This window comes from Microbacterium sp. (assembly GCF_047605725.1).
Classification (GTDB): Bacteria; Actinomycetota; Actinomycetes; order Actinomycetales; family Microbacteriaceae; genus Microbacterium.
The window spans coordinates 22,978-32,762 of the sequence record NZ_JASGFE010000028.1; the positions used below are offsets into that span (position 1 = coordinate 22,978).

Annotated in this window: 7 protein-coding genes; 2 read left to right on the top strand and 5 right to left on the bottom strand. The window is 74.3% G+C overall.

Features of this window, described 5'->3' with window-relative positions:
* Positions 1 to 237 precede the first annotated feature (237 nt).
* Both QM641_RS07760 and QM641_RS07765 read right to left on the bottom strand, forming a co-directional pair.
* Positions 238 to 738 (bottom strand): methylated-DNA--[protein]-cysteine S-methyltransferase, encoded by a 501-nt coding sequence (locus QM641_RS07760; protein WP_415115136.1) that lies wholly within the window; start codon positions 736 to 738, stop codon positions 238 to 240.
* A 92-nt stretch (positions 739 to 830) separates the two neighbouring features.
* Positions 831 to 2,384 (bottom strand): DNA-3-methyladenine glycosylase 2 family protein, encoded by a 1,554-nt coding sequence (locus QM641_RS07765; protein ID WP_415115138.1) that lies wholly within the window; start codon positions 2,382 to 2,384, stop codon positions 831 to 833.
* A 239-nt stretch (positions 2,385 to 2,623) separates the two neighbouring features.
* Between QM641_RS07765 and QM641_RS07770 the strand changes: the two genes are divergently transcribed.
* Positions 2,624 to 3,073 carry a methylglyoxal synthase gene (locus tag QM641_RS07770; RefSeq protein ID WP_415115140.1) on the top strand — a complete coding sequence of 150 codons (450 nt, stop codon included), beginning with the start codon at positions 2,624 to 2,626 and terminating at the stop codon, positions 3,071 to 3,073.
* A 192-nt stretch (positions 3,074 to 3,265) separates the two neighbouring features.
* Here the strand turns inward: QM641_RS07770 and purH are convergent, their stop codons facing one another.
* The 3 genes from purH to QM641_RS07785 are packed head-to-tail and all read right to left on the bottom strand — an operon-like array spanning position 3,266 to position 6,864.
* Complete coding sequence (gene purH, locus QM641_RS07775; protein WP_415115142.1) at positions 3,266 to 4,873, bottom strand: bifunctional phosphoribosylaminoimidazolecarboxamide formyltransferase/IMP cyclohydrolase; 1,608 nt, start codon at positions 4,871 to 4,873, stop codon at positions 3,266 to 3,268.
* A gap of 17 nt (positions 4,874 to 4,890) precedes the next feature.
* The gene (gene purN / locus QM641_RS07780; RefSeq protein ID WP_415115144.1) at positions 4,891 to 5,478 is read right to left on the bottom strand and encodes a phosphoribosylglycinamide formyltransferase; all 588 of its coding nucleotides are present in this window, start codon (positions 5,476 to 5,478) and stop codon (positions 4,891 to 4,893) included.
* Positions 5,479 to 5,487: 9 nt separating this feature from the next.
* On the bottom strand, positions 5,488 to 6,864 hold the full coding sequence (locus tag QM641_RS07785) for a DUF6350 family protein (protein ID WP_415115146.1): 1,377 nt from the start codon (positions 6,862 to 6,864) through the stop codon (positions 5,488 to 5,490).
* Positions 6,865 to 6,990: 126 nt separating this feature from the next.
* Here QM641_RS07785 and QM641_RS07790 point away from each other — a divergent pair, with 126 nt between their 5' ends.
* The gene (locus tag QM641_RS07790; RefSeq protein ID WP_415115148.1) at positions 6,991 to 9,561 is read left to right on the top strand and encodes a hypothetical protein; all 2,571 of its coding nucleotides are present in this window, start codon (positions 6,991 to 6,993) and stop codon (positions 9,559 to 9,561) included.
* Positions 9,562 to 9,785: the final 224 nt, after the last annotated feature.

Below are 9,785 nucleotides of genomic sequence, written 5' to 3' on the forward strand. Positions count from 1 at the left end.
CGCTCCTCCCTCCCGCCGTCCCCTCCCCGCGAGGGTGCCCTGTATCCCCGCGAGGGTGCCCTGTATCCCCGCGAGGGTGCCAGTTGGCCCCGCCGGGGTGCCAGTTGGGTCCGCCGGGTGCAGGCACCCTCGCGGGGATAGGTGGCACCCCCGCGGGGATAGGTGGCACCCCCGCGGGGATAGGTGGCACCCTCGCGGGGATACAGGGCACCCTCGCGGGTGTGGGGGCAAGGCAGGTCAGGCGCGACGCGCGCCGGCCTCGCGGGCCAGGAGCGAGCCCTTCACCTCGACGCCCCACGCGAAGCCGCCGAGCGATCCGTCGCCGCGCAGCACACGGTGGCAGGGCACGAACAGCGCGGGTGCGTTGCGCGCGCAGATCGAGGCCGCGGCGCGCACCGCGCTCGGCCGGCCGAGCGCGGTCGCGAACTCCGTGTAGCTGAGCGGCTCCCCCGGCGCGATGCGCCGGAGAGCCGCCCAGCCCGCCCGCTGCAGCTCGGTGCCGTGCTGCGCAACGGGCACGGCATCGATCGCGGAGAGCTCGCCGTCGTAGTAGGCCTGGACGGCGGCCGCGGCCTCGGTCTCACCTGCTCGAACGTCGTGCGGGCGATCGGCGGGGCGAAGGCGCGCGAGAATCCGTCCCTGCTCGCCGGTCCAGCCGCTGGCGAGCACACGCCCCTCGGCGTCGGCGAGCAGCGTGAACGGGCCGTCGGGGGTGTCGAGGGTCTGGATCGCGGTCATGACGGTCCTTCTTCTGTTGCTCTGGCGGTGGTCGGAGGCGGTTTCTGTTCCGCTTACAGGCCGGATCGGCCTTGGGCGGGGTCGGAACGGCCTCAGGGGTCGATCGGCCCTGTAAGCGGGACACGATGTGCCGCCATCCGGGGCCCCCGTCGCACCGGCGCGGCCTCGGACCCCCGCCGCACCACCCGGGGCCCCCGTCGCACCGGCGCAGCACGCCACAGGTGCGCGGTCAGGTAACTCCGCCACGGCGCGGTGCGCGCCGCCCACGTCTCCAGCTCGCGCGCTGCCCCCGGCAGGCCCGCGGCGGCCGCCCCCGCGCGCACCGCGACGTCCCCGGGGAGGAAGACGTCCGGGTCGCCGGTGATCCGCATGCGCACGTAGTCCGCGGTCCACGGGCCGACCCCGGGAAGGGACAGCAGCTCCGCGCGCTGCGCGGCGCTGCTGTCCCCCGCGCTCAGCCTCACGTCCCCGCGGGCCAAGGCCGCGGCCGCGCCGGTGACGGCGCGGACGCGGGCCGCCGGGCCCCGGAGCACCGCATGGCCGCGATCGGCGATCGCGGCCATGCTCGGGAACAGCCGGGAGGTGCCCTCGTGCTCGGGTGCCGCCTCGCCGAGCTCCTCGGCGAGGCGGCTCAGCGAGGTCCGGGCCGACGCCACGCTCACCTGCTGGCCGACGATGGCGCGGATCAGCATCTCGCCGGGGTCGATCGCCCCCGGCACCCGAACACCCGGCACGGCGGCCACGAGCGGTGCGAGCTTCGGGTCGGCCGCGAGCGCGGCATCCACGGCGAGGGGGTCGGCGTCGAGGTCGAACAGCCGCCGCGCCCGGGCCACGAGCGCCGGCAGGTCGCTCAGCCGGTGCAGCCGCGCCTGGAGCCGCAGCTGCACACCCGCACGGTGCAGCCGGAACCACGCCGGTCCGCCCGGCAGCGCGACCGTGCGCGCATAGGAGTCGGCGGTCGCGACCTCCACTCCGGGCAGTGCGCGTGCGGCCATCCACGCGAACAGCCCGTCGGCGTCGAGCGGCCCGCGATACGGCAGGACCAGGTCGATCGCGCCGGGCGCGGCATCGCTGCGACGGCGTCGGGCGCGCAGTTCGAGCGGCGGCATCCCGAACACCTCGCGGATCGTGTCGTTGAACTGGCGCACGCTGGCGAATCCCGCCGAGAAGGCGATGTCGGATGCCGTCAGGTCGGTGCCGACGAGCAGCATACGCGCGGTGTGGGCGCGCTGGGCACGCGCCAGGGCCAGCGGACCGGCGCCGAGCTCGGCGGTGAGCAGGCGGGTCAGATGCCGCGACGAGTAGCCCAGGCGTGCCGCGAGCCCCGGCACGCCCTCGCGCTCGATGACGCCGTCGGCGATGAGCCGCATCGCACGTCCGGCGGTGTCGCTGCGCAGATTCCAGTCCGGGGAGCCCGGCGCCGCCTCGGGGAGGCACCGCTTGCACGCGCGGTAGCCGGCCTCGTGCGCGGCGGCCGAGGTCGGGAAGAACGTGACGTTCACCGGCTTCGGAGTGCGGGCGGGACAGCTCGGCCGGCAGTAGATGCCGGTGGAGCGCACCGCGGTGACGAACTGCCCGTCGAAGCGCCGGTCGCGCGACGCGATGGCGCGGTAACGCTCGTCGAAGGTCATGGCCGAGCTGCTCATGCGTCCAGCCTGACACACGCCGACCCGCTCGGCTGGCGGAAATCGGACACGACGATCTTGACCGCAGAAGCGCGCCTGCTCGCGACCGCCACGGACCCACGGCCCCTCGACGCGACCGCTGCGCCGGCCGTACCCGGCGTGCTCATCGGCTGTCGTAACCCGCCGACCAGGCTCGCGTAACCTGCGAGCAACGCGGGGCGGGCACGATGGATGCCAGTGCGCACGAAGGAGGTCTCCTCATGCCGACCACAAGCAAGCGCCACATCGCGCTCGTCGCCCACGACAACATGAAGCCCGAGCTGCTGCGCTGGGCCGACTACAACCGCAGCACCCTGAGCCAGCACCACCTCTACGGCACCGGCACGACCGGGACGATGCTCGAGTACGAGCTGGGCGTGCGCGTGCATCGGTTCCTGTCCGGACCGGTGGGCGGAGACCAGCAGATCGGCGCCCGGATCGCCGAGGGCGCCCTCGACCTGCTGATCTTCTTCTGGGACCCGCTGGAGGCGCAGCCGCACGATCCCGACGTGAAGGCGCTGCTGCGGATCGGCGCCGTCTGGAACATCCCGATGGCGTGCAACGTCGCCAGCGCCGACATGATCATCTCGTCGCCGCTGCTGACCAACGGCTACATGCACCGCCGTCCCGACCTCACCCCGCGCGAGTGGGACCGAACGGCGGCGGCGTAGCGCGGATGCCGTCGGCGCCGCGAGGCGTCCCGTTCGCTGGGCGCGTATGGTCGCCTGGCGGCACATCCGCGGCAGTATGCGCCCAGTGAACACGGGGGCGCCCCGGATCACTTGGCCCGTCTTGCCGCGTCAGCCGAGATCGGCGACGATGTGCGCCCAGTGAACGCCGATGGGCGGCCGCTGCGCGGCGGCTCAGTGGAAGAAGTGCCGCTCGCCGGTGAAGAACATCGTGACGCCGTGCTCGCGCGCCAGATCGATCGTCTCTTGGTCGCGCACCGAGCCTCCCGGCTGCACGATCGCGGTGACGCCGGCGTCGATCAGCACCTGCGGCCCGTCGGCGAACGGGAAGAACGCGTCGGATGCCGCGGCCGAACCGACCACCCGCGCCCCCGCCCGCTCGACCGCGAGCCGGCACGAGTCCACCCGGTTCACCTGCCCCATGCCGATTCCGACGGTCGCACCGCCCTTGGCGAGCACGATCGCGTTCGACTTCACCGCCCGGCACGCCTTCCAGGCGAACGCGAGGTTCGACATCTCGGCATCCGTCGGCTGCTCGCCGGTCACGAGCTTCCAGTCCCGCCACACCTCGCCGATGTCCTCCGGGAAGCGATCGGCGTCCTGCAGGAGCAGTCCGCCCGAGACGAGCCGCACGTCCATGCGCTCCTGACGCCAGTTGGCCGGCAGCCGCAGCACGCGCAGGTTCTTCTTGAGGGCGAACACCTCCAGGGCCTCCGGCGCGAAGTCGGGCGCGACGATCACCTCGGTGAAGATCTCGCGGAGGTTCTCGGCCATCTTCAGCGTCACGGTGCGATTCGCCGCGATCACACCGCCGAATGCCGACACCGGGTCGCACTCGTGCGCACGCAGGTGCGCCGAGGCGATCGGATCGAGCGCGTTCGGGGCCGCGCTGGCGATGCCGCAGGGATTGGCGTGCTTGATGATCGCCACCGCGGGCCGGACCATGTCGAAGACGGCGCGCAGGGCCGCATCGGCGTCGACGTAGTTGTTGTACGACATCTCCTTGCCCTGCAGCTGCGTCGCCTGCGCGATGCCGTGTCCGCCGGTGCGCGTGTAGATCGCGGCACGCTGGTGCGCGTTCTCGCCGTAGCGCAGCGCTGCGAGCCGCTCGGCCTTGATGGTCAGGTGCTGGGGCAGGTCGCCCTCCGCCACGAGGGTGCCCTCGGCGAACCAGGTCGCGACGGCCCGGTCGTACTGGGCGGTGTGGGCGAACGCGCGCGCGGCCAGCTCGCGACGCTGCGCGAGGGTGGTGCCGCCGGCGCCGATGGACTCGACGATCGCCGGGTACGAGTCGGGCGAGACGACGATCGCGACGTTGGCGAAGTTCTTCGCCGCCGCGCGCACCATGGCCGGGCCCCCGATGTCGATCTGCTCGACGACGGCATCGGCCGACGCACCCGCGGCGACCGTCTCGACGAACGGGTAGAGGTTCACCACGACGAGCTCGAACGGCGCGATGCCGAGCTCTCCGAGCTGGCGCTCGTGGTCCTCCAGGCGCAGGTCGGCCAGCAGGCCCGCGTGCACCCCCGGGTGCAGGGTCTTGACCCGGCCGTCGAGCGCCTCGGGAAAGCCGGTCGCCTCGGCGACGTCGACGACGGGCAGACCGGCGTCGCGCAGGAGCGCAGCCGATCCCCCCGTCGAGACGATCTCCACCCCCGCGGCGACCAACGCCTGCGCCAGCGGCAGCAGGCCGGTCTTGTCGCTGACCGATACGAGGGCGCGACGCACCGGGACGAGGTCGCGGTGACGGTAGCGGGCGGGGTCGATGATCGGACCGGCCATGCGGGTGCTCCTGTGGGTCAGTGGATGTCTTCGAGGTCGAGCTCGCCCGTCGCGATGCGGCGCACCACATCGATCAGGAGGCGGCGCTCGACCGGTTTGATGCGCTCGTGCAGCGAGGCGATGTCGTCGCCGGGCAGCACCGCGACGCGCTCCTGAGCGAGGATCGGGCCGGAGTCGACGCCGTCGTCGACGACGATGACACTGGCCCCGGTCTGGGCGACCCCCGCCGCGAGGGCGTCGCGCACGCCGTGCGCGCCGGGGAACTCGGGGAGGAAGGCCGGGTGGGTGTTGATCAGCCGCGGCGACCACGCCGCGACCACCGCCGGCGGCAGCAGACGCATGAGCCCGCTGAGCACGACGAGGTCGGGCCGCCACGCCGACAGCTGCCGGTGCAGCTCCTCGCCCCACGCCTCGCGCGAGTCGAACCGCTCGTACGGGACGAGAAAGGACGGGATGCCGAAATCCTCGGGGTGCGCGAGTCCGGCCGCCTCGCGGTCGGCGCCGACCACGACCACGCGCGCGGGGTAGTCGGGATGCCGGGCGGCCTCCAGCAGGGCCCTGAGGTTGGAGCCGGTGCCGGAGATGAGAACGGCGACCGTGAGCACCCGCCCAGTCTACCGGCGGCCCGGTTCTCCCCCGTCATCGGGCAACGGGGTCGGGCGCCCGGCGAGGGCGGCGTCGTCGAGCGGATACGCGGTCGCCGCGTCGGCGGGCTTCGGGCCGTCGGCATCCGTGCGGGACGAGCCGTCGGCATCGGTCCGGGATGGGCCCTCGGCATCCGTCCGTTCGCGCCGCGCGCCGCGCGCCGCGAACAGCAGAGCACCCGCGCCGAGGACGATCTCGCCCGCCACGGCCAGGGCGACCGGGCCCGCCTCCGGCCCCGTCGTCTGCAGCCGGCCCGGCCCGATCCCGCCGGCGGCGGCCCAGGCCAGCGCGGCGGCGCCGAGCCCGCTCAGCACGGCCACCGCGAGCGCGGTCACGACCCGCGGACCGGTCGCCACCGTCCCCGCCGTGCGCAGCAGCCGTGCCCGCGCCGCGGCGCCGGCGACGACGCCCACCCCGACCACGAGCAGCGCGAGCAGCAGCAGCCACGGCGTGGTCGATGCGGGCACGATGCCCAGGATCGGCACGCCGGGCACCACGCCCACCTGGGTGCCTGCGGGCGACACGCTCGTGCCGGTTCCGAGCGCGAAGCCCGGGCCGGCGGCGAACGCGGCCGCCCAGACGATCAGCGTCGGAAGATAGGCGAGCTGACCGAGGGTCAGCACGATCGCGCCGAGAAGGTCGACGTGCGCGGTCTCGAAGAGCGCGACGACCTCGCCTCCGCGCACGAGCAGTCCGACGACGACCAGGAGCGCGCCGACGCCGACCAGGCCCGCGAGCGCCGCGGCGGTGCCGCGGGCGATCGCGGCGGGCACGTCCCGCCAGCGGGCGTCGCGCCCGACCCGCTCACGCCAGCGGTCGACCGGTCCGTCGTCTCCGTCGCGCCACGCCGCCACGAGCGCGCCGCCCAGGGCGGGGAGCGCGAACACGACGGCCGGCATCAGGACCGCCTGCCACCCCGACACCGCCGCGACGGGGTTCGTCGAGGTGGCCGTCATGAGCCCGGCGGCCGCGGCGAAGGCGGCCGTCCCGGCCAGCACTCCGGTCGGCCATGCTCCCGCGCGTGCGGCGCGCACGCCGGAACGGGCCGCGAAACTCGCGGTGAAGACGGCGAAGGCGAGCGGGGCGAGCGAGAAGGCGAACGATGCCGCGTCGTCTGCGATGCCGGCCGCCACGAGGTAGTCGGTCGGGAGGTCCACCCGCAGCGGCACGAGGTGCCCGCTCTGCCACACGCGCACGGCGCTGGGCCACAGCGCGCTCCAGCGCGCCGTGCCGCCCATCCCGAACGCCCACAGCACGGCGAGCGGGGCCAGGGCCGCGGCCACGCCGATCACGGCCGCGAGGACGGCGTCGAAGGCGGCCAGGAGGGCGACGAGAAGGCGATTCATGCCGTCTCGACCCTACCGGCGCGCGCCGTTGCCGCCGCACCCCGGCCGCGCGCGCCGCGGGGCTCGCAGCGGGAGGGCCCGAGGACTACCATGACGGCCACGAGGCCCTGCGAGTCGGGAGCGCCTATGGACCACGAGGATGCCGGCAGCGACACGCTCCCGGACGTGCTGGAACTGCGAGTCCACGGCGTGAACAACACGACCGCGGCGTCTCTGCTCGACCTCCGTCCCGACGATGTGGAGCTCGTCGCCGGCGACAGACTGGGGAGCTTCTGGCGACCGAAGGCATCCGCCCTCACCGGCCTGAAACCTGGACAGCGGGGGTATGTGCCACCGGGAATACAACGTGAGGCGTATTCCTGGGGAGGCATGGTTCGTACGACGCCGGACGTCGGCAGCGTCGGCGCCGCAGGCATCGCCGCCGGTGCCGTCGCCCGCGTCACCTACGCGCTGATCCTCCCGTTCAGCCTCGCCAATGCGGCGCAGTGGTCGTGGCGCCTTCCCGCAGACGCCACCACCGAACGCGGCATCCGTCGCTTCGCCGGCACCACCCGCCTGTTCGGACTGCTCCTCACCCTCCTGTTCACGTGCACCGTGACGACCATCGCCCTCGACCTCGCGGCGCTCCAGTGCGCCGCCGATGCGTCGCTGTGCACCCCGCTGGAAGACCTGTTCGCGATCTTCCAGACCTGGACCGCGGGCCAGCGGCTCGCCCTGTTCGCGCTGGTGCCGGTCGGCGCCGTGCTCGCGCTGTGGGTGCTGTCCGAGGTCGCTCGGGTCCGCTACGACGTACTGCCCGGCATGCCTTCGACCGATGCCGGCGCCGCTGCGCAGGCTCCGGGGCCGAACCCTCCGGCGCTGCTGTCGCGCCTCGGTTTCTGGTCGAACCGCATCACCGCGCCGCTGTCCCGCCTGCACCTGACCGGGGCCGTGCTGCTCACCGTGCTCCTGACCGCCCTGCACGCCGCCGTCGCATGGAACTCGGACTGCAGCGGCCTCGGCATCGACGCCACCTGCCTGTCCGGCGCACCGGCATCCGCGTCGTTCCAGGTGTTCGGCACCCTTGCCGCCCTGTCCGCCCTCGGACTCGTCGTCACCGGCATCCTGACCGTCGCTGTGCCCACGACGACGATCGTGCCGGACGAGGATGCCGGATGGAGCGCCCGCTGGACCCGGGTCGTGCTCGGCGCAGCGTTCGCGCTGTTCGTGGTCCTCGTGATCGCACTGCTGTTCGATCCGACCGGGAGCCGGGAACCGGGACGGCTGTACGGTGCCGGAGTGAGCCCGCTGGTGATCGTCTCGCTCGCCGCGATCATCGCCGCGAGCGGGGTGTTCTGGCGTCCTTGGCGCGATCGGACCCACACCGCCTGGCATGGGTGCGGACCCGGCATCCTGATGGGGACCGCGCTGGCGGTCGGCACCGCCACCAGCTCGATCGTCGTGGTGACGGCGGGCGACTTCCTCAACGGCGCGCGCGGTGCGGCGGCGCTGGTGCGGGATGCCGCCGCCGCGGCGGGCACCGCGCCGGACCTCGTCGTCTCCAGCTGCTGGGTGGCGCTCGGGGCGGGTGTGACCATGGGCCTCGTCGCGGCCGCCGCATGGACGGCGATCGGCCTCGCCCGGCGGCGCGATGTCACCGGGCGCGCGCAGGCCTGGGGAGCCCCGGGGGCCCCGGGCGACATCCGCGTCGTCGACGGAGGCGTGCTCCCGCCCTCGCCCAAGGTGCTCTACGCCCGCATCGGCGCGAGGCGCCGGCTCGCGGCGCGCGTCCACCTCGCCGAGCCGATCGGGGCGATCGTGACGCTCAGCCTCTCCGCGGCCGTCGTGGTCGGCTGCGTGTGGGCCTGGGCGTCCTACGTGCAGCACGTCTCGCTGTGGGGCGCGCTTCCCGCGCTGCAGCCCCAGGTCGTGCGCACCTTCCTCGCCGTCGCGCTCCCCGCGCTCGCGTGGATCGGGCTCGGCCTCGTGCTCATGCTCGCGATGGGAGCCGCGACCCGCAGCAGCCGGCCGCTGGGCATGGTGTGGGACATCGTGTGCTACCTGCCCCGCACGGGGCATCCGTTCGGACCGCCCTCGTACGGCATGCGCGCGGTGCCCGAGATCGCCGGCCGGCTGGTGGAGTGGCTCGACGACGGGCCGCAGCGCAGGGTCGTGCTCTCGGCGCACAGCATGGGCGCCGTGCTGTCCGTCTCGGCGCTGGGGGTGCTGGCCAGCACCCCGGCGACCCGCCGCTACCTCGAGCGCATCTCGCTGCTGACCTTCGGAGTGCAGCTGCGCGCGTTCTTCGGGCGGCTCCTTCCGGAGCTGCTCGGACCCGCAGCCCTCGGCACCGCCCCGTGCCTGGCGCCGCGCCTGCGCGACGACGATCCCTGGGCTGCGGACTTCCGTGCACAGGGCGGCATCCCCGGGCCGGCGGCCCCGCCGGCAGCGGACATGCCCGCACGGCTCGGATGCCTCCGGGGCGCCCTCCTGCCCTCACCCGGCGTGCAGTGGGTGAGCCTGTGGCGGCCCACCGACTATCTCGGTTTCCCGGCGATGAGCACGGCCCCGCCGCCGGCCGGAGCGCCGGCATCCGTCGACCGCGTCGCCGAGGAACTCGACCTCAGCGGCTACATGGTCGAGGTCGGCACGCACGCCGAGTACTACCGGGTGCCCGCCTACACCCGCGCGCTGCGCGATCTGACCGGCCCCACCTGACCCGCGCCGCGCGCCGCGCGCTGCCCGCCCCGCCCGGCGTCCTGCCCGCCCCGCCCCGCCCCGCCCCCACCCGAACCGCGAGACTCCAGTGGTGCACCGAGACTGCATGCTGAGCGTGCAGTTTCGGTGCACGGATGAAGTCTCGCGGCACGACGACGCGGCGCGCGGCGACGCGGGGCGCGGGGACGCGGGCGCGCGGCGACGCGGGGCGCGGGGACGCGGGG

What these genes read in the sequence shown, in the direction of transcription:
- QM641_RS07760 (WP_415115136.1), bottom strand. Translation starts at nt 738, where the DNA reads ATGACCGCGATCCAGACCCTCGACACCCCCGACGGCCCGTTCACGCTG.
- QM641_RS07765 (WP_415115138.1), bottom strand. Translation starts at nt 2,384, where the DNA reads ATGAGCAGCTCGGCCATGACCTTCGACGAGCGTTACCGCGCCATCGCG.
- QM641_RS07770 (WP_415115140.1), top strand. Translation starts at nt 2,624, where the DNA reads ATGCCGACCACAAGCAAGCGCCACATCGCGCTCGTCGCCCACGACAAC.
- purH (WP_415115142.1), bottom strand. Translation starts at nt 4,873, where the DNA reads ATGGCCGGTCCGATCATCGACCCCGCCCGCTACCGTCACCGCGACCTC.
- QM641_RS07785 (WP_415115146.1), bottom strand. Translation starts at nt 6,864, where the DNA reads ATGAATCGCCTTCTCGTCGCCCTCCTGGCCGCCTTCGACGCCGTCCTC.
- QM641_RS07790 (WP_415115148.1), top strand. Translation starts at nt 6,991, where the DNA reads ATGGACCACGAGGATGCCGGCAGCGACACGCTCCCGGACGTGCTGGAA.